Here is a 24,424-nt window from a genome sequence, read left to right as displayed (position 1 = left end):
ACAATCGGCCCCCGATTCGAACTCACGCAAGGAATGCCGAGATGCAGATCGCCCGCCGCAACCTTCCCGCCCGCCGCTTGCGCCAGCAGGGCTTCACCCTGATCGAGATCATGGTGGTGGTGGTGATCCTCGGGATCCTCGCGGCGATGGTGGTGCCCAAGGTGCTCGACCGCCCCGACCAGGCCCGCGCCACGGCGGCGCGCCAGGACATCGGCGGGCTGATGCAGGCACTGAAGCTGTACCGCCTGGACAACGGCGCCTACCCGAACCAGAACCAGGGCCTGAAGGTGTTGGTGGAGAAGCCGGCACAGGCCAAGGATGGCCAATGGCGTGCCTACCTTGACCGCCTGCCCAACGACCCCTGGGGCCGCCCTTACCAGTACCTGAACCCGGGCGCCAACGGCGAGATCGATGTGTTTTCCCTGGGCGCCGACGGCCAGGCCGGGGGCGATGGGGTGAACGCCGACCTCGGCTCCTGGCAGTTGTGACCGGCCATGGCGCGCCAGGAAGGCATGGCCGTGATCAGTGCGCTGTTGATTGCCGCGGTGGTGGCGGTGATCGCCGCGGGCATGATCGAACGCCAGGGGCTGCAGACCCGCCAGGTAGAGAACCGCCAGATGGCGCTGCAGGGGCAATGGGCCCTGGAAGGCGGCCTGCAGTTGAGCCGTCGGGTGTTGTTCGAACAACGCCTGCGCGATCCGCTGGTACGTGGCGGCCAACCCTGGGCGCGACCGATGCGCGATGTGCCGTCCGGTAGCGTGCGCTTCGATGGGCAGCTGGAGGATGAGCAGGGCAAGTTCAACCTGCGCAACCTGGTGGTCGATGGCCAGGTGGACAGCGAGGCACTGGCGACCTTCCAGCGTCTGTGCGCGCTGATCGGCATCGGCGAGCGGCTGGCCACGGCCATCGCCGGGCAGGTGATCGACAGCTACCCACAGCGTCCGTCGGTATCCCCCGGCAGTGCCGGCCAAGGCCTGCAAGGCGGCCGTGCGACCTCGCCGGCCGTTGCCGCCGAGCCGTTGCCGGCCAGGCGCCCGATGCTACGCAGCGTCGATGTCCTGGTCGGGCTCAAGGGCATGGACGCCGAGGCCCTGCAGCGCCTGCGCCGATTCGTCACGGTGCTGCCGGCGCTGACCTGGATCAATGGCAACACCGCCAGTGCCGAAGTGCTTGCCGCGCAGGTGCCGGGGCTGTCGCTGCAGCAGGCCATGGCGCTGGTGGCCGAGCGCGACAGTGGGCGCTGGTTCATCAACCGGGGCGATTTCGTCAACCGTTTGCGCATGCCGCAGCTGGCCATGGCCAATGTGCGGGTGGGGATCAACAGCGACTGGTTCCGCCTGCGCGGCCAGGCGCGCCTGGGCAGCCGCGAACTACCCCTGCAGGCGCTGCTGCGCCAGCGCGAGGGGCAGTTGCCGGATGTCATCTGGAGCCGGGTGGGCGCATGAGTACGCTGGTTGATGTGCAGCTGCCGCCGTTGGCGGCGCTGGAGGATGCCTCGCTGCTGGATTACCGCCAGGCCGAGCGTGGCGGCCAGGCCACACGCGGGCAATTGCAGCGCGAGATCAAGGGTGCATCCTGGCGCCTGCACTTGCATGCGCACGACAGCCTGGCCCTGGTCCTGGCCTTGCCACCGCTGACGGGCAAGCGGTTGAGCGCGGCGGTGGGCTGCGCGGTCCAGGGCCTGGTGCTCGGCGATGCCGGGCAGGTCCATGTGGCGCACGGGCCGCGCCAGGCAGATGGGAACGTCGCCGTGGCCTGGCTGGGCCTTGCGCAGATGGCGCGTTTGCAGGCATGGCTGCAGGCCGATGGTATCCGCGTGGCCGGGCTGTTCGCCCGGCAGGACGATACAGCGTCGTCGGTCGATTTGGCTGGCGGGCTTGCCGGGCCTGTGAAATCGCCAGCGTTGGGACACACCCTGGCGATCTGGGGCGCGGCGGCAGTGATCTGGTGCCTGGGCTTGAACCTCTATGCCGCGCACCTGGCCGATGAGGGTGAGCAGTTGCGTGCGCACATGGTCGCCCAGGTGCGCATGGCCTTCCCGCAGTTGCCGGTAGTGCTCAACCCCCTGCAGCAGGCACGTCAGCAACTGCAGGCCGGGCAGGGTGGCGCCGGCTCGGGGCTGGCGGCCTTGCTCGACGGCGCCGGCCAGGTCATGCCGTTCCTCGCGGGTAATGTCGAGGCGCTGGATTATCAGGAGGGCGTGCTGCGCCTCACTCCCCTGGACGATGGTGGCAAGGCCCCGGCCGACAGCGCCTGGCAGGCCGACCTCGCCGCACGCGGCATCGAAGGCCAGGCCAGTGGGCAGGGCTGGACCCTGCGTGCGGCCAACCCATCCGGTGAGGAGCTGGCCCATGTCGATTAGGGCCCGCCTGGACCTGCTGCGCGGACAGGGCCGGCAACGCTGGCAAGCCTTGGCCGCGAGGGAGCGTCGTGCGGTCGCCCTGGCAGGCGGCTTGCTCGGCGCGCTGTTCTGCTGGCAGGTACTGGTGCTGCCAGCCCTGGCCCGGATCGACCACTGGCAGGCCGAAACACCCAAGCTGCGCAGCCAGGCGCAGGCGCTCGATGCCTTGCTCGGCGAGCGCCTGGCACAACGGCCTGCGGATACCGCCCAGGCTTTGCGCCAGAGCCTGGAGCAGGCTGGCCTGCTGGCGCAGTCACAGCTCGACGGCGAGGGCGACACCTGGCACCTGGGCTGGCAGCGGGCCCCCGCAGAGGCGGCCATGGCCTGGCTACAGTCTGTGCCGCCGCGCCTTGGGCTCGGTGTTGGCCAGCTGACATTGCGCCGGGACCCCGGTGAGCCCGGCAGCCCGGTGATCTTTTCCGGAACCCTTCGCATGACTCAGGCGCATGGCGCTAAGGACCCTTCATGACGTGCCTCCGTTCACCGCGACTGCCGTTCGCGCCCTTGCTCCTGGCCCTGGTACTCAGCGCTTGCGCCAGCGCGCCGAGCGTGCAACGCCCTCTGGCCAGCAGCGAGCTGGGCCGCCCGCTGGCCGAAGCTGGTGCCACGGCGGGCACCCTGGATCACCGCGAACCGCAGAGCCGCCCGCTGCAGCGCCAGTCGTCGCCCCGGGTCGGCCAGCGCCACAGCCGCGCAGTGGCCGCACCCGCGCCGGCCAATCCGCTGGGCGACCAGCCGGTACAGCTGAACTTCGTCGATGCCGATATCCAGGCAGTGGTGCGCGGCCTGTCCCGCGCCACCGGTCGCCAGTTCCTGGTCGATCCACGGGTCAAGGGCCAGCTGACCCTGGTTTCCGAAGGCGAGGTGCCTGCCGCCAAGGCTTATTCCATGCTGCTGTCGGCCCTGCGCATGCAGGGCTTCAGCGTGGTCGATGTCGGCGGCGTGGCCCAGGTGGTGCCCCAGGCCGACGCCAAACTGCTCGGCGGCGCGCTGGTGAGCGGCGACCGCGACGCCGGCAACGGCATGGTCACCCGGACCTTCCGTCTGCAGTACGAGAACGCCGTCAACCTGATCCCGGTGCTGCGCCCGATCGTCTCGCCGGACAACCCGATCAACGCCTACCCGGGCAACAACACCCTGGTCGTCACCGATTACGCCGAAAACCTCGAGCGGGTCGCGCAGATCCTTGACCGGGTCGATATCCCCAGCGCCATCGACACCGATGTGGTGGCGATCAACAACGGTATCGCCAGCGACATCGCCAGCATGGTCAACGAGCTGCTCGACAGTCAGGGCAGCGACCCGACGCAGAAGATCAGCGTGCTGGGCGATCCGCGTTCGAACAGCGTGGTGATCCGTTCCGGCAGCCCCGAGCGTACCCAGCTGGCCCGCGACCTGGTCTACAAGCTCGACAATGCGCAGAACAGCGCCGGCAACCTGCACGTGGTGTACCTGCGCAATGCCCAGGCCGACAAGCTGGCGCAGAGCCTGCGCGGGCTGCTGACCGGTGAGAGCGAAAGCGCCACTGCCGACGGCACGCGCGCGCTGCTCAGCGGTGGCGGCATGCTCACCGGCGGCAGTGGCAACAGCAATAGCGCCAGCACCGGCAACAACAACACCGGCATGCAGAACAACAACACAACTGGCAGCCAGAACCGCGGCAACGGCCTGGGCGCCGGCAGCACGCCGAACGGCTACGGCGCCAGCGCGCAGCAGAACGACCAAGGCACCGCATTCTCTGCCGGCGGCGCGACCATCCAGGCCGACAAGACCACCAACACCCTGCTGATTTCCGCCCCCGAGCCGCTGTACCGCAGCCTGCGCGAGGTCATCGACCAGCTTGACCAGCGCCGCGCCCAGGTGGTGGTGGAAAGCCTGATCGTCGAGGTCGGCGAGGACGACGCCAATGAATTCGGCATCCAGTGGCAGGCCGGCAACCTTGGCAAGAATGGCGTGTTCGGCGGTGCCAACCTCGGTGGCAGCGGGTTGGTCAAGGGGCCGAGCAGCATCGATGTGCTGCCGAAGGGGCTGTCGGTGGGCGTGGTCGATGGCACGGTGAAGATCCCCGGCATCGGTGAGGTGCTCGACCTCAAGGTGCTGGCCCGTGCGCTGACCAGCAAGGGTGGCAGCAATGTGCTGTCGACACCCAACCTGCTGACCCTGGACAACGAGGCGGCGAGCATCTTCGTCGGCCAGACCATCCCCTTCGTCAGCGGCCAGTACGTCACCGATGGCGGCGGCAACAGCAACAACCCGTTCCAGACCATCCAGCGCGAGGAAGTGGGCCTGCGCCTGAACGTGCGGCCGCAGATATCCGAGGGCGGCACGGTCAAGCTCGATGTCTACCAAGAGGTCAGCAGCGTCGACCAGCGCGCCTCCAGTGCCGCCGGCACGGTGACCAACAAGCGCGCCATCGACACCAGCATCCTGCTCGACGATGGCCAGATCATGGTCCTTGGCGGGTTGCTGCAGGACGGCTATACCCAGAGCAACGAGGGCATCCCGTGGCTGTCTGGGCTGCCGGGGGTCGGCGCGCTGTTTCGCAGCGAGCGCCGGGCCAGCACCAAGACCAACCTGATGGTGTTCCTGCGCCCGTACATCGTGCGTGACGCCGCGGCCGGGCGCAGCATCACCCTAAACCGCTATGACTTCATCCGTCGTACCCAGGGCAACCTCAAGCCCGAGCACTCCTGGGCGCTGCCGGACATGGACATGCCGCTGCTGCCGCCGGTGGAGCAGGGCGTGCCCGACCAGGGCCGCGCGCGGCCGGTGTCATCGCAGGCGCCACGGGCCTCGATCCGTGCCGTGCCGGTGGACGAGGTGGCCCGTTGAGCCGCCTGCCGTATGCCTGGGCCAAGGCCCAGCGGGTGGTGCTGCAGGCCGATGACGAGGCGAGGGCGGTACTCTCGTGTTGCCCTTCGAGCCCGGGCTGGGCGGTGGCAGAGGTGCGTCGGCGCTTTGGCGCGGTGGCTGTCGAAGCGGTTACCGACGCGAACATGGACGCGTTGCTGGTCAGCGCCTACGCCGATACCGGCAGCGCCGCGGCGGTGGTGGGAGCGGCGGAGAACGAGGTGGACCTCGACCGCCTGCTGCAGGACATCCCGGAAGTCACCGACCTGCTCGAGGCCCAGGACGACGCGCCGGTGATCCGCATGATCAATGCCTTGCTCACCCAGGCGGCCCGCGACCAGGCCAGCGACATTCATATCGAGCCGTTCGAGAGCCACTGCCTGGTACGCTACCGGGTCGACGGCACCCTGCGCGACGTGGTCTCGCCGCGCAAGGCGTTGCACGGAGCGCTGGTGTCGCGGATCAAGATCATGGCGCAGCTGGACATCGCCGAGAAGCGCCTGCCCCAGGACGGTCGCATCGCCCTGCGCGTGGCCGGGCGGCCCATCGATATCCGCGTGTCTACCGTGCCCACCGGCCATGGCGAGCGCGTGGTCATGCGCCTGCTGGACAAACAGGCCGGGCGCCTGCGCCTGGAGGCGCTGGGCATGGACGCCGCGGTGCTGGCACGGCTGGACCAGTTGATCCGCCAGCCGCATGGCATCGTGCTGGTCACCGGCCCCACCGGCTCGGGCAAGACCACCAGCCTGTACGCCGCGTTGGCGCGGCTGGATGCCAGTGTCAGCAACATCCTCACCGTCGAGGATCCGGTGGAATATGACCTGCCGGGGATCAGCCAGATCCAGGTCAACGCGCGTATCGACATGAGCTTCGCCGTGGCCCTGCGCGCCATTCTGCGCCAGGACCCGGACGTGATCATGATCGGCGAGATCCGTGACCTGGAGACCGCGCAGATCGCCGTGCAGGCCTCGCTGACCGGGCACCTGGTGCTGGCCACGCTGCACACCAACGATGCGGTGTCGGCGGTCAACCGCCTGGTCGACATGGGCGTCGAGCCGTTCCTGCTGGCCTCGGCGCTGCTCGGCGTGCTGGCCCAGCGCCTGGTGCGGCGCCTGTGCCCGCACTGCCGCGAGCCCGACCCGGCCACGCCCGGGCAGTATCGGGCGGTGGGCTGCGCGCACTGCAATCACTGTGGCTACAGCGGGCGTACCGGCATCCATGAGCTGTTCTGCGTGGACGACGCAGTGCGCGCCCTGGTGCACCAGGGCGCCGATGAACAGGCTCTGCGCGCCGCCGCCCGGGGCAACGGCATGCGCAGCATGCGCGAAGACGGCCAACGCTGGGTCGACAGCGGCAGCACCTGCCTGGAAGAGATCCTGCGCGTGACACGGGATGCCTGATGAACCGTTATCGCTATGAAGCCGCCGACGCCCAGGGGCATATCGTCAAAGGGCTGCTCGAAGCCGACAGCCCGGGCGCCGCGATGGCGCAATTGCGCGGCCTGGGGCTGACCGCGCTGGAGGTCGAGGCCCAGGCCGCTGCCGGGCAGGGCGCAGGCCTGTTCAGCGCCAGGCTGAGCGATGGCGACCTGGCCTGGGCCACGCGTCAGCTGGCCAGCCTGCTGGCCGCCGGCCTGCCGCTGGAGGCGGCGCTGGGCGCGACCCTGGAGCAGGCCGAGCGCAAGCATGTGGCGCAGTTGCTGGCGGCGGTGCGCGGCGATGTGCGCAGTGGCATGCGCCTGGCCGACGCACTGGCCGAGCGGCCGCGGGACTTCCCCGAGATCTACCGGGCGCTGGTGGCGGCGGGCGAGGAGTCCGGCGACCTGGCCCAGGTGATGGAGCGCCTGGCCGACTACATCGAGGAGCGCAACACCTTGCGCGGCAAGATACTCACTGCGTTCATCTACCCCGGCGTGGTCGGGTTGGTGTCGGTGGGTATCGTCATTTTCCTGCTCAGCTACGTGGTGCCGCAGGTGGTCAGCGCCTTCACCCAGGCACGCCAGGACCTGCCCGGGCTGACCCTGGCGATGCTGGCGGCCAGTGACTTCGTGCGCGAATGGGGCGTGCTGTGCTTCGCCCTGATGGCCGGGGCGCTCTGGGCCTGGCGGGTCTACTTGCGCGCCCCGGCGGCGCGCCTGGCCTGGCATGCCCGGATCCTGCGGCTGCCGTTGTTCGGCCGTTTCGTGCTGGGCCTGAACACGGCGCGCTTTGCCTCCACGCTGGCGATCCTCGGCAGCGCCGGGGTACCGCTGCTGCGTGCGCTGGAGGCGGCGCGCCAGACCTTGGGCAACGATCGCCTCGACCAGTGTGTCAGCGAGGCCACCGCGCGGGTGCGCGAGGGCGCCGGCTTGGCCTCGGCGCTGGCGGTGGAAAAGGTCTTCCCGCCGCTGCTCATCCACCTGATCGCCAGCGGCGAGAAGACCGGTAACCTGCCGCCGATGCTCGACCGCGCCGCCGACAGCCTGGCCAAGGACATCGAGCGTCGCGCCATGGGCATGACCGCGCTGCTCGAGCCGTTGATGATCGTGATCATGGGGGCGGTGGTGCTCCTGATCGTCATGGCGGTGCTGATGCCGATCATCGAGATCAACCAGCTGGTGCAGTGATCTGCTGCGCCACTTCCCACACCTTGTTGGCGGAACCAGTATCAAGACGGAGGGTTGAGCTGTGAACGCAAGAGGGGGCGGATCCTGGCCGGTTTCTTCCATTCAGCCAAGGCCAGTGGTGCAAAGGCGCCTCCCGCGAGGCGCCTTTGCGGTGCTCAGCTGTCTTCCTTCGGCTGCACCACGATCGCCAGGGCGTCCGGCTCGGGGCCGGCTTTCCAGCGAGCTTTCTCGGTCCAGTTGGCGGTGCTGATCACCGCGACCTCATCGCCGCCGCTGATCGCCACATAGACCCGCTTGCCATCCGGCGAGACCACCGCGCCAATTGGCAGCGCCTCTTCGCCGAGCATCGTACGGCGGTATTCGGCGCCTTCGCGCGCCAGGCCGATGCGCTTGATCTCTTTCTTGGCCACCACATCGATCACCGCCAGTTCCGCCGACTTGGCGCAGGTGACGAGTGCATACTTGCCATCCGGGGTCATCGCGACGCGGATCGGGAACAGGCCGGTGCGGATACGGTCGGTGACTTCCAGGCGCTTGCTATCGACGATGACCACTTCGTTGCCGTCGCGGTTGCTGACCCATACCTGGGTGCCGCTGGGGGTCACCGCCACGCCTTCGCTGCCGGCGCCCGTGGGGATCTCGGCGATTTTCTTCTTGTGCAGCAGGTCGACCACCGACAGCGTGCCGCTCTCGACATGGCTGACGTAGGCGCGGTCGGCACCGGGTGACAGCGCGACCATGTGCGGTTTGCCGCCACCGACGTCGATGCGGTCGAGCACCTTACCTTGGGCCAGGTCGACCACCAGCAGACGTTCGCTGGCTTCGGTGGTGACCACCACACGCTGGCTGTCGGGCAGGAAGCGAATGCCATGGGGGCGGGCGTCTTCGCCCAGGTCGATGGTGCGCACGACCGTCCGGGTCGGCCAGTCGATCACGCTCAGGCTGTTGTTCGCCGTGCCTTGCGCGCCGTAGTTGCCGACCACGGCGAGCAGGCCATTGCCACTGACCACCACCTCGTGGGGGCCGGTGCCTACCGGCAGACGGATCATTTCCTGGCCACTGCCAGTGTCCAGGGCCGACACGCTGGCGTCGGCCTTGTTGCCGACCAGCAGCACGTCGTCGGCATTGGCCAAGGTGGCGCAGGCCAGCAGGGCACCGGCCAGGGCCAGCAGGCGGAAGGGGGGGGTGAATGTCATGGGGTAGGGCATGTCCAGTCTCCTTGAAGGTGTGATCCTTGTTGCATGCACTGGCTGTGACCCGTCGGGCCGCCCGAGAGTTTCAGTGGACTTGTGCACGCCGGCGGTGGCTGGCGGTGCTGATGCCGATCATCGAGATCAACCAGTTGGTGCAGTGACCTGCTGCGCCACCTCCCACACCTGTTGGCGGAACCAGCGGCGCAAGGGGTCGGCGTGGGTGCGCGCGTGCCAGATCTGCATCACTTCGACCCGGGGCAGCGCCAGGGGCAGGGTGTGCAGGCGCAGGTCGGGGTCGCGCTCGACCGCTTCGATGGCCAGCGAGCGCAGGCAGGTCAGCAGTAGGTCGGTGCCGCGCACCAGGCGCGTAGGGGCAATGAAGCTGGACAGGCCGGCCACCACCCGACGTTGCCGACCAATAGCCCGCAGGGCGTGATCGACCCGGCCATCGAGGTCGCCGGTGAGTGTGGTCAGCAGGTGCTCGCAGGCCAGGAACGCCTCCAGGCTCATGCCCTCGGTCAGGTGTGGGTTGTCGGCGGCGGCCAGTACCACGAAGTCCTCACTGAGCAGGCGCTGTTGATGGAAGGTGTCCGGCAAGCCGTTGTAGAAACCGGCGATGGCCAGGTCGCAGGTGCCTTTTTCCAGCGCCTCGCGTGGCAGGTTGCCCTGGGTGTTGTGGGTGATCAGGGTCAGGCTCGGTGCCTGGGTGCGCAGGATCGGCAGCAGTCTGGGCAGCAGGGTTTGCTCCAGGTAGTCGGTGCTGTAAAGGTGTACCTGGGTCGGGCGGGAGAGGAAATCATCGCCGTCGCAATCCCTGTAGAAGTCCTGTAGCTGTGCAATCAGCTGCTGTATCCGGGGCGCCAGTTCATGGGCCCTGGGCGTTGGCGTGAGGCCACGCGGCGCACGCACGAACAAGGGGTCGCCGAACTGCTGGCGCAGCTTGTTGAGCTTGTGGCTCAGGGCGGGCTGGCTGAGGGCCAGCCGTTGCGCCGCATGGGAGGCATTGCGCTCTTCATAGAGCACCTGGAACAGGTGCAGCAGGTTGAGGTCCTTGTTGCTGATATTCATAAAATGAATCACAGGAATAAGTGCTTTCGAATTATCGAATCATAACGCGATGGTTAGGATGGGCCCAACTTGTTGAGGGAGACGCCCGTGACCATTGCCATCTTCGCCACTATCCAGCCGCATCCCTCACACCGTGAGGTCACAGAACAGGCCTTGCGCCGGATGGTGGAGCAGACCCGCGCCGAGCCCGGCAACCTGCGCTATGACCTGTTCGTCCGCGAGGGCGAGGTACTGGCGTTCGAGCTGTTCGAGTTGTATGTCGATGCCGCCGCCGTCGAAGCCCATCGCAACAGTGCCCATTACCAGGCCTATCGCGCCGCCAGCGCCGGCTGGTTGGCCGCACCGACTCAAGTCCAGCTTGCCCACGGGCTGGATATCGCGCCATTCAACTGATCAGGAAGACACCATGAACATGATTGCTCCCGTCGCGCTGGCACTGGCTGGTACTTTGCTGGCCGGCCAGGCCGCCGCCGCTGCGAAGGGTGAGGTACTGGTGCTGTTGTCCAGCGAGAACCAGCTGCAGCTCAAGGACGGCAAACCGTACCCCACCGGTTACTACCTCAACGAATTCGGCGTGCCTGCCGACCAGTTGCTCAAGGCCGGCTACAAGCTGGTGCTGGTGACGCCCAAGGGCAATGCGCCGAGTGTCGATGAGCGCTCGATCGACCCGATGTACTTCGGCGGCGATGCCCGCGAGATGCAGCGTATCCGCCAGGTGGTCGACAGCCTGCCGGATATCGACGACACGCTGTCAGTGAAGGAGGTACTGGCGGGCGATATGGGCCGCTATGCCGGGATCTTCATCCCGGGGGGCCATGCACCGCTGATCGACCTGGCCAACAACCCCGACGTCGGTGCCCTGTTGCGTCATTTCCACCAGGCCGGCAAGCCCACGGCCGCCATTTGCCACGGCCCGATCACGTTGCTTTCGGCGCAGCAGGACCCAGCCGCCTACCGCGCCGCGCTCGCCCGTGGCGAAACCCCGGCGGCCAGCGACTGGACGTACCGGGGCTATCGCATGACCATTTTCTCTGACCCTGAGGAGCAGGTGTTCGAGGGCTCACTCAAGGAGCAGCGCCTGCAGTTCTATCCCGCCAAGGCCATGGCCGGTGCAGGAGGCGACATGAGTTATGCCCAGGCCTGGCAGCCCCATGTAGTGGTCGATCGCGAGTTGATCACCGGGCAGAATCCGTTTTCCGACAAGGCGTTGGCCAAGGCGTTGCTTGAGCAGTTGGAGAGTGTCGGTAGTCGCAAGAACTGAGCGAGTGCAGCTGATTGAGGCCTTGCGGATGCTGGCAGGGCCTCGGTCATTCAGGTGCGCAGGCTTTGCCTCGCTTGGGGCGGCCCGCGTAGGCGGAACCTTCGACTTTGGCAAACGCCTCCACGGCTGCTTCGTTGATAAAGCTGTCGTAGTGGGGCGATGCGCGTAGCCGCGCGAGTTTCTCGTCGGCAACGGCCTTGAAGTAGGCGACAGTTGCTTCAAAATCACTGGGTTTTGCTGTCATGCGATGCGTCCTCCTTTGCCCGCGTGCGGCCTGTTTGAACTCGAGTTCGGCCAGTCTACGTTCGTCCATGTCGCACCCTCGAATGCATTGGAACTGAGGTGCGAAAAGGCTAACGTGTCTGCTGCTCCGATGATGGTGGAAAGGCAGTAGCTGGCTTCCCACAATTGTGTAGTAAAGCTCCGAAGGCCAGTTTCGCAGGGCCGACCGCCTTGCGCAGCACGGCCCATTGGCGAGGCGGGATCAGCGTTTGCTCGGCCGGGTAATGCCGTCCACCACCAGCACCGTGGCGCCGGCCATGATGGCGATGTCGGCCAGGTTGAACACGCCTGTGTGCAGGGTGCCGATATTGAGGACCAGGTAATCGACCACGTGGCCGTCGCGAAACACCCGGTCGATCAAGTTGGACAGCCCGCCAACGGCGATGAACCAGGCCGCGCTGGCCTTGACCGGAGCCGATTGCCAGTGGCGCCAGGCCCAGACCATGGCCCAGGCGCACACCACGCCGACGGCGACCACGAACACCAGTTGCTTGAGCCACGGAGCCAGCCCGGCGCCGAGGCTGAGGAACGCTCCGGGGTTGAGGCTCAGGGCCAGGTCCAGCCAGACGCTCTGGTTGCCATAGACATAGCTGTGATTGTTCAGGGCGACCAGGGCGATCAGTTTTACCCACTGGTCGAGAATGATGAAGGCAACGCCCAGGGTGAGGACGAGGGTACGGCTGGAAAACATGCTGACAGTTCCTTTAGGCATCGCGAATGCGGTCGTCCGCCGTCGGCGGGCAAGCTTGCGGCGCGGCGAAGATAGCGCAGGCGGGTCTAGACTTAAAGCCCGGGTCGGCTGCAGATGCGACCCGATCATCCATCCGACCACCGCCTCCCGGACCGGACGTCGCCGACGGTGGCCTTCTGGCAGAGGAGGGCAGGTCATGGACGAGGCAAGGCTTCACGAGTTCATGGGCAAGCTGGTGGGCGACATGGGCGCGGCGGCGACGCTGGCCAATGTCATCCTTGGGGATGAGCTGGGGCTGTATCGGGCCATGGCCGACAGTCAGCCAGTCACGCCCGAGGCCCTGGCCGAACGCACCGGCTGCCAGCCGCGGCTGGTACGCGAGTGGCTCAATGGCCAGGCTGCGGCGGGCTACCTGGTGCATTACGATGGACAGTTCACCTTGCCCGAGGAGCAGGCCATGACGTTGGCGCTGGAAGATTCGCCCGCCTACATGGCCGGCGGCGCCTCGGTGCTGGCGGCACTGTTCCATGACAAGGACAAGCTGGTGGCGGCCATGCGCGGCGATGGCGCCCTGGCCTGGGGCGATCACCATCCGTGCATGTTCAGTGGCACCGAGCGGTTCTTTCGACCCGGCTACCGAACGTTCCTGGTGGCTGATTGGCTGCCGGCATTGGATGGAGTGGTGGAAAAGCTGCGGGCCGGCGCCCAGGTGGCCGATGTCGGCTGCGGCCATGGCGCCTCTACCATCGTCATGGCCGAGGCGTTTCCCGCCTCGCGCTTCATCGGCTACGACTACCATGCGCCTTCGGTGCTCACCGCCAGCGAGCGTGCGCGTGACGCAGGCGTGGCCGAGCGGGTCGCCTTCCAGCAGGCGTCGGCCAAGGACTATCCCGGCCACGACCTGGACCTGGTGTGTTTCTTCGATTGTTTACACGACATGGGCGATCCGGTGGGCGCGGCACGACATGCCTACCAGGCGCTCAAGGATGATGGCACGGTGATGCTGGTGGAGCCGTTCGCCGAGGATACCCTGGATGCCAATATCAACCCGGTCGGGCGCTTGTTCTACGCGGCGTCGACGTTCATCTGCACGCCGAATTCGCTGTCGCAGGAAGTAGGGCTGGGGTTGGGTGCGCAGGCCGGCGAGGCTCGGCTGCGGGCGGTGTTCGAGGAGGCGGGGTTCAGGCACTTCCGGCGGGCGACGCAGACGCCATTCAACTTGATACTGGAGGCCAGGAAGTAGCGATCCCACAGATAGATCCCACAAACAGAAGGGGCGCCATCTGGCGCCCCTTCGTCGTGCAGCTTAGGCTTCAGCGTCCCACGGACGATCGCCTTTTTCATCCTTGACGCGGGTCGGCAGGCCCATCACGTCCAGCGCCTTGAGGAACGGCTCGGCCGGTAGCTCCTCGACGTTGACCATGCGCCCGGCATCCCACTGGCCACGGGCAACCAGCAGCGCGGCGGCTACCGGAGGCACGCCTGCGGTGTAGGAAATACCCTGGCTGTCGGTCTCGGCGTAGGCTTCTTCGTGGTCGGCCACGTTGTAGATGAACACCTCGCGCGGCTGGCCGTCCTTGGTGCCCTTGACCAGGTCACCGATGCAGGTCTTGCCGGTGTAGCCCGGGGCCAGCGAGGCTGGATCCGGCAGCACGGCCTTGACCACTTTCAGCGGCACCACTTCCAGGCCTTCGGCGGTTTTCACCGGTTGCTCGCTGAGCAGGCCGAGGTTCTTCAGCACGGTGAACACATTGATGTAGTGCTCGCCGAAGCTCATCCAGAAACGCACGTTCGGCACGTTCAGGTTCTTCGAGATCGAGTGCACTTCGTCGTGACCGGTCAGGTACAGGTTCTGCGAACCCACTACCGGCAGATCGTCGGTGCGCTTGACCTCGAACATGGTATTGCTGGTCCACTGGCTGTTCTGCCAGCTCCAGACTTGCCCGGTGAACTCGCGGAAGTTGATTTCCGGGTCGAAGTTGGTGGCGAAGTACTTGCCGTGGGAACCGGCATTCACGTCCAGGATGTCGATCGAGTCGATCTGGTCGAAGTACTGCTGCTGCGCGAGTTTCGCGTAGCTGTTCACCACACCCGGGTCGAAACCGACGCCGAGAATGGCGGTAATGTTCTTTTGTTGGCACTCTTCGAGGTGTTTCCACTCGTAGTTGCCGTACCACGGCGGGGTCTCGCAGATCTTGCCCGGCTCTTCGTGGATGGCGGTGTCAAGATAAGCGACACCGGTATCGATGCAGGCGCGCAGCACCGACATGTTGAGGAAGGCGGAGCCAACGTTGATCACGATCTGCGATTCGGTCTCGCGGATCAGTGCCTTGGTCGCCTCGACATCGAGGGCGTTGAGCGAGAAGGCCTGGATGTCGGCGGGAACCTTGAGGCTACCCTTGGCCTTGACGCTGTCGATGATGGCCTGGCATTTGGAGATGTTCCGTGACGCAATCGCAATACGACCCAGTTCGTCGTTATGCTGTGCGCACTTGTGGGCCACCACCTTGGCGACACCTCCTGCACCAATGATAAGAACGTTCTTCTTCAATTCAGCTGCTCTCCTTCATGAAAGCCTGTCTTACGACAGGCTCGAAACGTAGTCTTCGAAACCGAACTCGCGCACCACTTCGACGCTGCCGTCGAGTTGCTTGACCGCGATGGATGGCATTTTCAGACCGTTGAACCAGTTTTTCTTGACCATGGTGTAGCCCGCCGTGTCGACGAACGACAGTCGATCACCGATGGCCAGTGGCTTGTCGAATTGGTACTCGCCGAAGATGTCGCCGGCCAGGCACGACTTGCCGCAGACCATGTAGGTGTGCGCGCCGTCGTTGGGGGCCATCTTGGCGTTGAGGCGGTAGATCAGCAGGTCGAGCAGGTGCGCTTCGATCGAGCTGTCGACCACGGCCAGGTGCTTGCCGTTGTACAGGGTGTCGAGCACGGTCACTTCCAGCGAGGCGCTGTTGGTGATGGCCGCTTCGCCCGGCTCCAGGTAGACCTGCACGCCGTAGGTTTCGGCGAACTGCTTCAGGCGCGCGCAGAAGGCGTCCACGGCATAGTCTTCGCCGGTGAAGTGGATGCCGCCGCCGAGGCTGACCCATTCGACCTTGTGCAGCAGGTGGCCGAAACGCTCCTCGATGTGGGTGAGCATCTTGTCGAACAGGCCGAAGTCGCCGTTCTCGCAGTTGTTGTGGAACATGAAGCCGGAGATCTTCTCGATCACCTTCTCAATCTTCTCTGGATCCCACTCGCCGAGGCGGCTGAACGGGCGCGCCGGGTCGGCCAGCAGGTAGTCGGAGCTACTCACCTGCGGGTTGACGCGCAGGCCGCGCACCTTGCCTTCGGACTGCTCGGCGAAGCGCTCAAGCTGGCCGATGGAGTTGAAGATGATCTTGTCGCAGTTGTCGAGCATCTCTTCGACTTCGTCGTCGGCCCAGGCCACGCTGTAGGCATGGGTTTCGCCGGCGAACTTCTGGCGGCCGAGCTTGAGCTCGAACAGCGAAGACGAGGTGGTGCCGTCCATGTACTGCTGCATCAGGTCGAATACCGACCAGGTAGCGAAGCACTTGAGGGCAAGCAGTGCCTTGGCACCGGAGTGTTCGCGCACGTAGGCGATCTTCTCCATGTTGCTCAGCAGCTTGGTTTTGTCGATGAGGTAGTACGGCGTCTTGATCATTTAAAGGCCCCCGGCCAGGCCGGCCAAAAAAAGGACACGCATTGTGCCTTCACTTGCCGCGGTACGAAAGGGCGCGAGGCGCATTTCGTCCGAGTTGTACATGCACTTGGCTATGCAAGTGCCATCAAGCCCGTGACTGCGCCGTCCCTGGCGCTGGGTCGGCCACTATCGCGAAGGACGGCCGAATATGCTTTTGCATCGGGGCGAGCCCAGTTGAACAGATCAATGTGACGATCCTGATCTGCCGGCGCCACAGGCTGACAGAGCCAGGCTATCACCCCCCAATATCGCCTCTATTAGACCTCTGCCCAAGCTCGGCTAGTCTTTCTGCTGGTTCCGTGAAAAGCCGGCGCACAGGTGTGCCCGGCCATAACCGATGAGGGGCAGGCGCGCTTGGCGAACGCCTGATCCAACACCTGGCAGCGCAATTACAAGAACGCCCGGAAATCTGAATTGAACCGACCCAAAAGGTAGAAGCAGATGGCGAACGAATCGAAATGCCCGTTCCACCAGACCGCCGGTGGCGGCACCAGCAACCGTGACTGGTGGCCTGACCAGCTCAACCTGAAGATCCTCCACCAGCACTCCAGCAAGTCCGACCCCATGGGCCCGGACTTCGACTACGCCAAGGCGTTCAAGAGCCTCGACTTCCAGGCATTGAAAGCAGACCTTCGCGCCTTGATGACCGATTCCCAGGACTGGTGGCCGGCCGACTTCGGCCACTACGGCCCGCTGTTCATCCGCATGGCTTGGCACAGCGCCGGCACCTATCGCATCGGCGATGGCCGTGGCGGCGCCGGCTCCGGCCAGCAACGCTTCGCCCCGCTCAACAGCTGGCCGGACAACGTCAGCCTGGACAAGGCCCGGCGCCTGCTGTGGCCGATCAAGCAGAAGTACGGCAACAAGATCTCCTGGGCCGACCTGATCGTGCTTACCGGCAACGTCGCCCTGGAGTCCATGGGCTTCAAGACCTTCGGCTTCTCCGGTGGCCGCGCCGACGTGTGGGAGCCCGACGAGGATGTGTACTGGGGCTCGGAGAAGGTCTGGCTGGGTGGTGATACTCGCTATGGCAAGGCCGAGCCACCGGGCAAGGGCGACCTGGTCGCCGAACCGGCCAAGCGCCCGGAAGAGCAGGGGCGTGACCTGGGCGGCGAGCGCAACCTGGAAAACCCGCTGGGCGCCGTGCAGATGGGGCTGATCTACGTGAACCCCGAAGGCCCGGAGGGCAACCCCGACCCGGTCGCCTCCGGCAAGGATATCCGCGAGACCTTCGGCCGAATGGCCATGAACGATGAAGAGACCGTGGCGCTGATCGCCGGCGGCCATGCCTTCGGCAAGACCCACGGTGCCGGCCCCGCCGACAACGTCGGCGCCGAGCCGGAAGCGGCGGGCCTCGAGCTGCAGGGCCTGGGCTGGAGCAACAAGTTCGGTACCGGCAAGGGTGGCGACACCATCACCAGCGGCCTGGAAGTGACCTGGACCTCCACCCCGACGAAGTGGAGCAACGAGTACCTGAACAACCTGTTCAACTTCGAGTGGGAGCTGACCAAGAGCCCGGCTGGCGCTCACCAGTGGCGGCCGAAGGACGGCAAGGGCGCGGGGAGCGTGCCGGATGCCCATGATCCCGGCAAGAAGCACGCGCCGTCGATGCTCACTTCTGACCTGGCGCTGCGCTTCGACCCGATCTACGAGCCCATTGCCCGGCGCTTCAAGGACAACCCCGACCAGCTCGCCGATGCCTTCGCCCGTGCCTGGTACAAGCTGATCCACCGCGACATGGGCCCGCTGGCGCGCTATCTCGGGCCGGAAATGCCCAACGAGGAGCTGCTGTGGCAGGACCCGCTGCCCAAGGCCGGGCCTCAACCCAGCGACGCCGATATCGCCGCGCTCAAGGCCAAGGTGCTGGCTTCGGGGCTGAGTGTCGGTGAACTGGTCTCCGCCGCCTGGGCCTCGGCCTCGACCTTCCGCGGTTCCGACAAGCGCGGCGGCGCCAACGGCGGCCGCCTGCGCCTGGCGCCGCAGAACGGTTGGACGGCGAACCAGGGGCTGGACAAGGTGCTGACAGCGCTGGAGAAGATCCGCAGCGAGGGCGGCAACAAGATCTCCCTGGCCGACCTGATCGTGCTGGCCGGCAGCGCGGCGGTGGAAAAAGCCGCCAAGGATGCCGGGCACAACATCAGCGTGCCGTTCCACCCGGGGCGCGTGGACGCCTCGCAGGAACAGACCGATGTCGAGTCGTTCGCCGTGCTCGAGCCCCTGGCCGACGGTTTCCGCAACTTCAGCAAGGCGCGCTACAGCGTCAAGGCCGAGAAATTGCTGCTGGACAAGGCCCAGCTGCTGACGCTCACCGCACCGGAACTGGCCGTGCTGATCGGTGGCCTGCGGGTGCTAGGCGCCAACCATGGCGGCAGCAAGGAGGGTGTGTTCACCGACAAGGTCGGCGTGCTCAGCAATGACTTCTTCCGCAACCTGCTGGACATGGGCGTGGAGTGGAAACCGACTTCGGCGGACAACGAAGCGTTCGAGGGCCGTGACCGCAAGACCGGCCAGGTGAAATGGACCGCCAGCCGGGTCGACCTGGTGTTCGGCTCCCATGCGCAGCTGCGTGCCTTGAGCGAGGTGTATGGCAGTAGCGATGCCAAGGAGAAGTTCGTCAAGGACTTCGTGGCGGCCTGGGTGAAAGTCATGGAGCTGGACCGTTTCGACCTGGCATAACGCCGATCGCGGGGCATGTCGCATCGGCGCTTCGATGCGACATGCCCCGCGATGTTGGCTATCCCCGTCTTAAAGCCCCTGGGATGCCTGCAACGGGTCGGTGCCCGGGTTTTCCTCATGCAGCGAAACCTGCGCGGTCTCCGGCAACGCCAGCCCGCCGATCAAGGCCAGCAAGGCAATCACCACCAGGTAGAACGCCGGGGCCAGGCGGCTGCCGCTCTGTTCGATCAACCAGGTCGCCACTAGCGGCGCGGTGCCGCCGAACAGGGTGTAGGCGACGTTGTAGGTGATCGCCGAGGCGGTGTAGCGGCTGCGCGTGGGGAAGCACTCCGACAGCAGCGCGGCGGTGACCACACCACTCATCAGCGCGCCGATGGCCAGCAGGATCACTCCCAGCAATGCCCCCGCCAGCGACCCCGAACTGGCCAGCCAGTAGGCCGGGAACACCGCAACCATTACCCAGAGGCAAGTGAAGCCGATGGTCCGGCGGCGCCCGACACGATCGGAAAAGGCGCCCGCCAGCGGGCAGCCGGCCGCGGCGAACAGCAGCGCCACGGTCGAGACCAGTAGCGCCTGGGCGCGGCTCAGGTGGCCGACCGTCTGCAGGTAGGTGGCGAAGTAGGTGGTGAACATGTAGAACGACAGCGCCGTCAGCGATATGAACGCGCCAAGGTTGCGGATGGTGCGGCCATGGTGGCGCAGGGTATCGCCCAGCGGCGAATGGCTGTGGGCCTTGCCTTCGGCGATTGCCTGGCGAAACGCCGGGGTTTCCTCCATGCGCCAGCGCAGGTAAAGGCCGACCAGGCCCAGGGGCGCGGCGACCAGGAACGGAATACGCCAACCCCAGGCGTTCATCGCCTCGGGTGTGAGGCTCGCCTCCAGGCCATAGGCGATGACCGCCGCGCAGGCGAAGGCGGAGAAGGTCGAAACCGGCACGAAGCTGCCGTAGAACGCGCGCCGGCCCCGTGGCGCGTGCTCCATCAGGTAGGCGCAAGCGCCGGCATATTCACCCCCTGCGGAAAACCCCTGCAGGCAACGGGCAAGGGTGAGCAGCGCCGGGGCCAGCACGCCGATGCTGGCATAGGTCGGCAGCAGGCCGATCAGCGTGGTGGAGCCGGCCATCAGCAGGATGGTCAGCGACAGGATGCGCTTACGCCCGAGACGGTCGCCCAGCGCGCCGAACACGATGCCGCCCAGCGGGCGCAGGGCGAAGGCCACGGCAAACACGGCGAAGGTCTTGAGCAGGGCGACGCTTTCGTCCTCGCTGGCGAAGAACTGGCTGGCGATCAGGGTGGCGAGGAAACCGTAGACGGCGAAGTCGAACCATTCGACGAAGTTGCCGATGGCCGAGGCGGCGATCACCCGCCGCAAGGTGGCGGGTGGGACCTCGTGGACGATGGACATGGGGTGCTCTCCGGTGGTCTTGGCAGCCTGGACGGATGCGCCGCGCTCGGGGCGCGGCGTCGTTGTTCTCGGGCCAGTAGACAAGCGGCAGGGCGAGGGTGCTTTGTCGGGGGCGACATCCGGATGCCTGTTAGCACCGGATGTCGGGTTCAGGGTCGCTGCATCGGTAGGCGAGAGATCAGCACAAGGGGGGCGATCACTTCCACCTGGTCGTTCTCGAACAGGCCTTCAGGCACTGGCGGGTAGGTGGTTCTCCAGCATTCCTGTTCGACCAATTGCTTCAATTGGCTCAGGGGAGATGCCGTGACTCCCAATGGCAACAGCCGTTCATGGGCAATCGGACTGCGCACGGCCTTGCAGGCGATGGGGCGATTGTTCCGGTCCAGGGTGAGCTTGAGCGTGACCACGCCGACCAGAGTGCCTTGGTTGGCGGCATCGATGCGGTTGATGAGCGCGCTCTGCATGGCCGCCGTGAAGCCGGCCAGGGCGGCGGCGTCGACCTTTGCCCTGGCCTCGGGGTTGGCGCTGCAGGCCACGAGGGTGAGCAGGCCAAGCGCTGCCAGGGGGAGGAGGGTGAAACGCTGGATCTTCGACACGGGAACGTCCTTGGAGGCAAACACCGGTACCTGCGTGTACCGGTTTGAAAAGGGGCAGTAGCTTAACGTGGCTGGCGCCTCATTCTTCAGGGGGAAGGCTTCCCCCTCACCCCCCTTGAGCAAAAGCGCGGGATATTACTCCAGTCTGTCGACTGAGGGCGTTTTTCGCCTCGACATCAGGCCGGACTGTCGATACACACGCGGTTGCGCCCTTTCTGCTTGGCCCTGTACAGCGCCTGGTCAGCCTTGCGCAGGGTATCCGCGGGTTCTTCACCTGCCTGGGACTGCCAGCTGGCCACGCCCAGTGACAGCGTGATCCCACCGACAGGCTCGATGGCAGTCTGTTCCACGCTCAGGCGCAGGTGGCCGGCGATGGCGGTCGCCACTTCCAGCCCTGCGCCCGGCAGGAGCATCAGGAACTCCTCGCCGCCGGTGCGGCACAGCAGGTCGCCCTGACGGCAGGTGCCACGCATCAGGCCCGCCAACCGCTGCAGGACCAGGTCGCCGATGTCATGGCCGTGGTTGTCGTTGACCCGCTTGAAATGGTCGATGTCCAGCACCACCACGGCGAAGCCGCGTTTCTCGGCCTGCAGCAAGCGCAGTGCCTGCTGCAGCCCGCGACGGTTCAACAGTCCGGTGAGTGGGTCGGTCTGGGCGTCATGGTTGAGCCGGCCGATGCGCTCCTGCAACAGGTTCAGGCCGAACAGCAGGGCGCGCTTGAGCTCTGCGGCCTCGGCGTACCAGGCGCGGACCTGGTGGATGCGCTCGGTGGTCTGCTGCTCGCCCGGGCCCCGGGCGACCGTGGCCAGTTGCCTGAGCGGGTGGGCGATGACTTGCGTCAGCCAGCACAGCAGCAGGCAGCCGAGCAGGGCCAGTGGCGCGGAAATGGCGATGACATTGAGGATCAGGTGGCGCAGCGGCGCCACGGTCTGTTGCAGTGGTTGCTGGGAAACGATGGCCCAGCCGGTGCTGGGCACCGTGGCGAAACCGGCAAGCATCTCCACGCCCTGGCTGTTGATCAGTCGCCGGGTGCCTTGGTCCAGGCCAGGCAGGTCGTCGACCAAGGGGTTGTCGCCCACCAGGGTGCCGACCCGCTGGCTGTCGGGGTGGAACAGCAGTCGACGGTTGCGATCGATCACGTAGAGGTAGGCGCCGTTCTGGTAGAAGTGCGTGCCCAGCAGGCTGTTGAGCAAGTTCCGTTCACGCAGGTACAGGCTGCCGCCGATATAGCCCTGGTAGCGCCCGTCGGCGTCGAAGATCGGCTGCGACATGATCACCAGCAGGTTGCCGGCCGCCGACAGGAAGGGCGTGGACACCAGCGTGCGGCGCTCGCGCAAGGCTTCCCGGGACGCGGCCGAGCTGGCCTGGATACCGGCCAGGTGTTGCAGCGGCGCTGGCGCAAGCGTACGTACCACACCTTGGGCGTTGACCCGCAAGGTGGAGTTGAACAGATTGCTTTGCTGTTGCAGGCGGTCGATCTCAGCCTGTACCAGGCTATCGTCATCGGCGTGCCGGGCACATTGGCTGGCGCTGTAGGCCAGTTGCTGCAGGGCATTGGCCAGGGTGGTCTCGGTCACCGCGGCCAGCTTGGCGGCGTAGGCCCTGTTGGCTTCCAGGGCGCTGTCGATCAGCAGTTGGCGTTGCACCCGGTAGCTGGCGAAGTAACTGGCCAGCAGCATCACCAGCGCGGTGATGGCGCAGAGCACGAGTATGAGTGTGCGCAGGTCGGGGCGCCGAGCGTGGGGGGGCATGTATTGCAATCCTAGGCCTCATGGGATGCAGCAGGTACCTCACCTTACGCGCTAGGCGCGAGGTGAACCATGCAGGCAGACAATTGCAGGGTTGGATGACGGAGGGCGCTCCGGTTTCTCACAACAATCACGGACTTTGCCGTGATTGATTCCTGTGCTATCCAGGGTCAGGGCGCGTCCTGTTCCAGTGCTTGCAGGTCATCCTCGACCTGCTGCATGCGCGCCTGCGCCAGGGCCTGGACCTGGGGATCGCTGGCGCTCTCGCGCATCAGCCGGGTGAGCTTCTCGCTCAAGCGCTTGCCCTCGTCGCTCTGGCCAAGCTCCTTGGCCTTGGCCGGGTCGCGGGTGGCCTGGACGATGCTGGCGAACTCGGCGTCGTCGAAGTGCTCCTCGCTGTACAGCTTGAACAGGTCCTGGCGCTGATCCTCGACGGTGAGGTGCTTGCGCAGCACTTCCTTGATCTTGTCCTGGGGCACCTGCGCGTGGGTCATGGCCAGCAGCCCGGCCATGCGCTCGATGTTGTGGTCGTAGGCTTCCTGCAAGGGCAGGTTGGCGAGGATCTGTTCCTCGCGGCTGGGCTTCTGGTCGCAGGCGGCGAGGGCGCCGAGCAGGAGCACGGGCAACAGCAATCGGGTCAGGCGGGACATGGGGCAGCCTTGGGCACGGTAAGGCTTGCGAGTTTACTGCAAACCCATGCGCAAATTCAGCGTTGCAACGGATTGCGCAGGCGTACCCAGACAATAGCCGGCAGGGCCATTAGCAGCCATTTCAGGTAGCGGTTCACTTCGTAGTGCTCGCAGGCGATGCCGATGCTGGTGCAGACCACCACCACCGCCACGAACTGGATCATTCTTTCCATCGGCAGGTTTCCATCATTGCTGGGGCCGGGAGGGCCGCGGCGCGCACTTTAGCAGTGGCGCGGGCGCGCAGGCCAGGATGCCATACGGCGTAACACTTTTACGGCGGTTCATGCGCGCGAAGTTGGCTATTGTGCGGCAATCCTGGCCCCCAAGGAAGGCGATCCGATGACTACCTACAAAGGCGGCTGCCTGTGCGGCCGCATCCGTTTCAGCGCAACGGGCGAGCCGCGCTTTCCGCATACCTGCTCGTGCGGGCAGTGCCAGCGCCACTCCGGCAGCCTGACCCTGTGCTGGGTCGAATTCGACAAGGCGGCGGTCGCCTGGGCCGGGGAGGGCGGGGCTCCGGCGCTGTACCGTTCCTCCGACGCTTCCAGCCGCGCGTTCTGCGCTACCTGCGGCAGTTCCCTTGGCGCGGTGGATGACGCCCCCACGGTCGCCTTGCTGCTGGGCTGCTTTGATGCCAAAGGCGCCCAGGCGCTGCGGCCGACATCGCATTCGTTTCGTGCTTGCCGGCCACGCTGGTGGAAGTTGGGGTAAGCGTTATCATGTCGTCCGCTTGCACATACCCCTCAAGGACGACCCGCATGCTACAGCGCAACAGAATGGTGCCCGAACTGATCGTCAGCGACCTCGACAGCAGCCTGGATTTCTGGGTATCGCTGCTGGGCTTCGAGATTGCCTACCAACGGCCGGAGCAGCGTTTCGCCTACCTCGACCTGCACGGCGCGCAGGTGATGCTCGAGCAGCTCGATGCCGATGATCACTGGCTCACCGGGCCGCTGGAAAAGCCCTTCGGGCGGGGAATCAACCTGCAGATCGATGTCGCTGCGGTCGCGCCGCTGCTCGAACGGCTGGAGCGCCATCGCTGGCCATTGTTCCAGGCGTGCGAGGAGGTCTGGTATCGCGCAGATGCTGTCGAAGTGGGGTTGCGCCAGTTCCTGGTCCAGGACCCGGATGGCTACCTGTTGCGGCTGGCACAGAAACTGGGCGAGCGCCCGGTTGCGTTATCAGCGCGGTAGCCCTTGCACCGGCCCCTGCAGCCGGCGTCTGACAGGCCGTCCCAACGGA

24 protein-coding genes are annotated in these 24,424 nt (G+C 66.0%); 13 read left to right on the top strand and 11 right to left on the bottom strand.

The features are described from left to right. The first annotated feature begins 41 nt into the window (after nt 1–41). The 7 genes from gspG to gspF are packed head-to-tail and all read left to right on the top strand — an operon-like array spanning nt 42 to nt 7,856. The gene (gene gspG, locus CCOS191_RS15635) at nt 42–488 is read left to right on the top strand and encodes a type II secretion system major pseudopilin GspG (protein WP_038705895.1); all 447 of its coding nucleotides are present in this window, start codon (nt 42–44) and stop codon (nt 486–488) included. A 6-nt stretch (nt 489–494) separates the two neighbouring features. After that, on the top strand, nt 495–1,445 hold the full coding sequence (gspK, locus tag CCOS191_RS15630; protein ID WP_046856006.1) for a type II secretion system minor pseudopilin GspK: 951 nt from the start codon (nt 495–497) through the stop codon (nt 1,443–1,445). Further along, nucleotides 1,442–2,362 carry a GspL/Epsl periplasmic domain-containing protein gene (locus CCOS191_RS15625; protein WP_052752621.1) on the top strand — a complete coding sequence of 307 codons (921 nt, stop codon included), beginning with the start codon at nt 1,442–1,444 and terminating at the stop codon, nt 2,360–2,362. Before gspK ends, CCOS191_RS15625 begins: the two co-directional genes overlap by 4 nt. Continuing rightward, nucleotides 2,352–2,870: a type II secretion system protein GspM gene (gene gspM, locus CCOS191_RS15620; protein ID WP_046856005.1), complete on the top strand. Its 519-nt coding sequence runs from the start codon at nt 2,352–2,354 to the stop codon at nt 2,868–2,870. The genes CCOS191_RS15625 and gspM overlap by 11 nt, the downstream gene beginning before the upstream one ends. Further along, entirely contained in the window at nt 2,867–5,233 is a 2,367-nt protein-coding gene (gene gspD, locus CCOS191_RS15615; protein ID WP_046856004.1) for a type II secretion system secretin GspD, read from the top strand. Before gspM ends, gspD begins: the two co-directional genes overlap by 4 nt. Then, nucleotides 5,230–6,651, top strand: coding sequence for a type II secretion system ATPase GspE (gene gspE, locus CCOS191_RS15610; RefSeq protein ID WP_046856003.1), 1,422 nt, complete (start codon nt 5,230–5,232; stop codon nt 6,649–6,651). The genes gspD and gspE overlap by 4 nt, the downstream gene beginning before the upstream one ends. Further along, nucleotides 6,651–7,856, top strand: coding sequence for a type II secretion system inner membrane protein GspF (gene gspF / locus CCOS191_RS15605; protein ID WP_046856002.1), 1,206 nt, complete (start codon nt 6,651–6,653; stop codon nt 7,854–7,856). Before gspE ends, gspF begins: the two co-directional genes overlap by 1 nt. Nucleotides 7,857–8,011: 155 nt before the next feature. Here gspF and CCOS191_RS15600 read toward each other — a convergent pair whose 3' ends face one another. Together CCOS191_RS15600 and CCOS191_RS15595 are read right to left on the bottom strand one after the other, a co-directional pair. Beyond that, nucleotides 8,012–9,064: a YncE family protein gene (locus CCOS191_RS15600; RefSeq protein ID WP_082120435.1), complete on the bottom strand. Its 1,053-nt coding sequence runs from the start codon at nt 9,062–9,064 to the stop codon at nt 8,012–8,014. Nucleotides 9,065–9,190: 126 nt separating this feature from the next. Next, nucleotides 9,191–10,117, bottom strand: a complete 927-nt coding sequence (locus CCOS191_RS15595) for a LysR family transcriptional regulator (RefSeq protein WP_046856001.1) — start codon at nt 10,115–10,117, stop codon at nt 9,191–9,193. 87 nt (nt 10,118–10,204) lie between these two features. Between CCOS191_RS15595 and CCOS191_RS15590 the strand changes: the two genes are divergently transcribed. Further along, nucleotides 10,205–10,510, top strand: coding sequence for a putative quinol monooxygenase (locus CCOS191_RS15590; RefSeq protein WP_046856000.1), 306 nt, complete (start codon nt 10,205–10,207; stop codon nt 10,508–10,510). 13 nt (nt 10,511–10,523) lie between these two features. After that, the gene (locus CCOS191_RS15585; protein ID WP_046855999.1) at nt 10,524–11,378 is read left to right on the top strand and encodes a type 1 glutamine amidotransferase domain-containing protein; all 855 of its coding nucleotides are present in this window, start codon (nt 10,524–10,526) and stop codon (nt 11,376–11,378) included. A gap of 46 nt (nt 11,379–11,424) precedes the next feature. Here CCOS191_RS15585 and CCOS191_RS15580 read toward each other — a convergent pair whose 3' ends face one another. Then, nucleotides 11,425–11,691, bottom strand: a complete 267-nt coding sequence (locus CCOS191_RS15580; protein ID WP_231867438.1) for a hypothetical protein — start codon at nt 11,689–11,691, stop codon at nt 11,425–11,427. A gap of 171 nt (nt 11,692–11,862) precedes the next feature. After that, nucleotides 11,863–12,351: a signal peptidase II gene (locus CCOS191_RS15575; RefSeq protein ID WP_046855997.1), complete on the bottom strand. Its 489-nt coding sequence runs from the start codon at nt 12,349–12,351 to the stop codon at nt 11,863–11,865. Between the two features lie 196 nt (nt 12,352–12,547). Here CCOS191_RS15575 and CCOS191_RS15570 point away from each other — a divergent pair, with 196 nt between their 5' ends. Then, nucleotides 12,548–13,594: a class I SAM-dependent methyltransferase gene (locus tag CCOS191_RS15570; RefSeq protein WP_046855996.1), complete on the top strand. Its 1,047-nt coding sequence runs from the start codon at nt 12,548–12,550 to the stop codon at nt 13,592–13,594. Between the two features lie 63 nt (nt 13,595–13,657). Here CCOS191_RS15570 and CCOS191_RS15565 read toward each other — a convergent pair whose 3' ends face one another. Further along, a complete protein-coding gene (locus tag CCOS191_RS15565; RefSeq protein ID WP_038705903.1) occupies nt 13,658–14,902 on the bottom strand; it encodes a saccharopine dehydrogenase family protein in 1,245 nt (414 codons plus the stop codon). Nucleotides 14,903–14,932: 30 nt separating this feature from the next. Next, entirely contained in the window at nt 14,933–16,030 is a 1,098-nt protein-coding gene (locus CCOS191_RS15560) for a carboxynorspermidine decarboxylase (RefSeq protein WP_046855995.1), read from the bottom strand. Between the two features lie 480 nt (nt 16,031–16,510). Between CCOS191_RS15560 and katG the strand changes: the two genes are divergently transcribed. Further along, on the top strand, nt 16,511–18,745 hold the full coding sequence (gene katG / locus CCOS191_RS15555) for a catalase/peroxidase HPI (RefSeq protein ID WP_046855994.1): 2,235 nt from the start codon (nt 16,511–16,513) through the stop codon (nt 18,743–18,745). A 69-nt stretch (nt 18,746–18,814) separates the two neighbouring features. On the opposite strand, the gene CCOS191_RS15550 is transcribed toward katG, so the two are convergent. From CCOS191_RS15550 to CCOS191_RS27985, 5 genes are all read right to left on the bottom strand, one after another. Beyond that, nucleotides 18,815–20,149, bottom strand: coding sequence for an MFS transporter (locus tag CCOS191_RS15550; protein ID WP_046855993.1), 1,335 nt, complete (start codon nt 20,147–20,149; stop codon nt 18,815–18,817). A 149-nt stretch (nt 20,150–20,298) separates the two neighbouring features. Next, nucleotides 20,299–20,745 (bottom strand): hypothetical protein, encoded by a 447-nt coding sequence (locus CCOS191_RS15545; RefSeq protein ID WP_052752620.1) that lies wholly within the window; start codon nt 20,743–20,745, stop codon nt 20,299–20,301. 176 nt (nt 20,746–20,921) lie between these two features. Continuing rightward, entirely contained in the window at nt 20,922–22,496 is a 1,575-nt protein-coding gene (locus tag CCOS191_RS15540) for a GGDEF domain-containing protein (RefSeq protein ID WP_046855992.1), read from the bottom strand. A 167-nt stretch (nt 22,497–22,663) separates the two neighbouring features. Continuing rightward, on the bottom strand, nt 22,664–23,143 hold the full coding sequence (locus CCOS191_RS15535; protein ID WP_046855991.1) for a hypothetical protein: 480 nt from the start codon (nt 23,141–23,143) through the stop codon (nt 22,664–22,666). Between the two features lie 56 nt (nt 23,144–23,199). Next, entirely contained in the window at nt 23,200–23,355 is a 156-nt protein-coding gene (locus CCOS191_RS27985) for a hypothetical protein (protein ID WP_156177603.1), read from the bottom strand. Nucleotides 23,356–23,521: 166 nt separating this feature from the next. On the opposite strand from CCOS191_RS27985, the gene CCOS191_RS15530 reads away from it, so the two are divergent. Together CCOS191_RS15530 and CCOS191_RS15525 are read left to right on the top strand one after the other, a co-directional pair. Then, the gene (locus tag CCOS191_RS15530; RefSeq protein ID WP_046855990.1) at nt 23,522–23,893 is read left to right on the top strand and encodes a GFA family protein; all 372 of its coding nucleotides are present in this window, start codon (nt 23,522–23,524) and stop codon (nt 23,891–23,893) included. Nucleotides 23,894–23,940: 47 nt separating this feature from the next. Beyond that, nucleotides 23,941–24,375, top strand: coding sequence for a bleomycin resistance protein (locus tag CCOS191_RS15525; RefSeq protein WP_046855989.1), 435 nt, complete (start codon nt 23,941–23,943; stop codon nt 24,373–24,375). The last annotated feature ends 49 nt before the right edge of the window (nt 24,376–24,424 follow it).

Origin of the sequence: Pseudomonas sp. CCOS 191, from assembly GCF_001007005.1 — a bacterium.
Lineage (GTDB): Bacteria > Pseudomonadota > Gammaproteobacteria > Pseudomonadales > Pseudomonadaceae > Aquipseudomonas > Aquipseudomonas soli.
This window is presented reverse-complemented; position numbering and strand designations above follow the sequence as displayed.

What these genes read in the sequence shown, in the direction of transcription:
- gspG (WP_038705895.1), top strand. Translation starts at nt 42, where the DNA reads ATGCAGATCGCCCGCCGCAACCTTCCCGCCCGCCGCTTGCGCCAGCAG.
- gspK (WP_046856006.1), top strand. Translation starts at nt 495, where the DNA reads ATGGCGCGCCAGGAAGGCATGGCCGTGATCAGTGCGCTGTTGATTGCC.
- CCOS191_RS15625 (WP_052752621.1), top strand. Translation starts at nt 1,442, where the DNA reads ATGAGTACGCTGGTTGATGTGCAGCTGCCGCCGTTGGCGGCGCTGGAG.
- gspM (WP_046856005.1), top strand. Translation starts at nt 2,352, where the DNA reads ATGTCGATTAGGGCCCGCCTGGACCTGCTGCGCGGACAGGGCCGGCAA.
- gspD (WP_046856004.1), top strand. Translation starts at nt 2,867, where the DNA reads ATGACGTGCCTCCGTTCACCGCGACTGCCGTTCGCGCCCTTGCTCCTG.
- gspF (WP_046856002.1), top strand. Translation starts at nt 6,651, where the DNA reads ATGAACCGTTATCGCTATGAAGCCGCCGACGCCCAGGGGCATATCGTC.
- CCOS191_RS15600 (WP_082120435.1), bottom strand. Translation starts at nt 9,064, where the DNA reads ATGCCCTACCCCATGACATTCACCCCCCCCTTCCGCCTGCTGGCCCTG.
- CCOS191_RS15595 (WP_046856001.1), bottom strand. Translation starts at nt 10,117, where the DNA reads ATGAATATCAGCAACAAGGACCTCAACCTGCTGCACCTGTTCCAGGTG.
- CCOS191_RS15585 (WP_046855999.1), top strand. Translation starts at nt 10,524, where the DNA reads ATGAACATGATTGCTCCCGTCGCGCTGGCACTGGCTGGTACTTTGCTG.
- CCOS191_RS15580 (WP_231867438.1), bottom strand. Translation starts at nt 11,691, where the DNA reads ATGGACGAACGTAGACTGGCCGAACTCGAGTTCAAACAGGCCGCACGC.
- CCOS191_RS15575 (WP_046855997.1), bottom strand. Translation starts at nt 12,351, where the DNA reads ATGTTTTCCAGCCGTACCCTCGTCCTCACCCTGGGCGTTGCCTTCATC.
- CCOS191_RS15570 (WP_046855996.1), top strand. Translation starts at nt 12,548, where the DNA reads ATGGACGAGGCAAGGCTTCACGAGTTCATGGGCAAGCTGGTGGGCGAC.
- CCOS191_RS15560 (WP_046855995.1), bottom strand. Translation starts at nt 16,030, where the DNA reads ATGATCAAGACGCCGTACTACCTCATCGACAAAACCAAGCTGCTGAGC.
- katG (WP_046855994.1), top strand. Translation starts at nt 16,511, where the DNA reads ATGGCGAACGAATCGAAATGCCCGTTCCACCAGACCGCCGGTGGCGGC.
- CCOS191_RS15550 (WP_046855993.1), bottom strand. Translation starts at nt 20,149, where the DNA reads ATGTCCATCGTCCACGAGGTCCCACCCGCCACCTTGCGGCGGGTGATC.
- CCOS191_RS15540 (WP_046855992.1), bottom strand. Translation starts at nt 22,496, where the DNA reads ATGCCCCCCCACGCTCGGCGCCCCGACCTGCGCACACTCATACTCGTG.
- CCOS191_RS15535 (WP_046855991.1), bottom strand. Translation starts at nt 23,143, where the DNA reads ATGTCCCGCCTGACCCGATTGCTGTTGCCCGTGCTCCTGCTCGGCGCC.
- CCOS191_RS27985 (WP_156177603.1), bottom strand. Translation starts at nt 23,355, where the DNA reads ATGGAAAGAATGATCCAGTTCGTGGCGGTGGTGGTGGTCTGCACCAGC.
- CCOS191_RS15530 (WP_046855990.1), top strand. Translation starts at nt 23,522, where the DNA reads ATGACTACCTACAAAGGCGGCTGCCTGTGCGGCCGCATCCGTTTCAGC.
- CCOS191_RS15525 (WP_046855989.1), top strand. Translation starts at nt 23,941, where the DNA reads ATGCTACAGCGCAACAGAATGGTGCCCGAACTGATCGTCAGCGACCTC.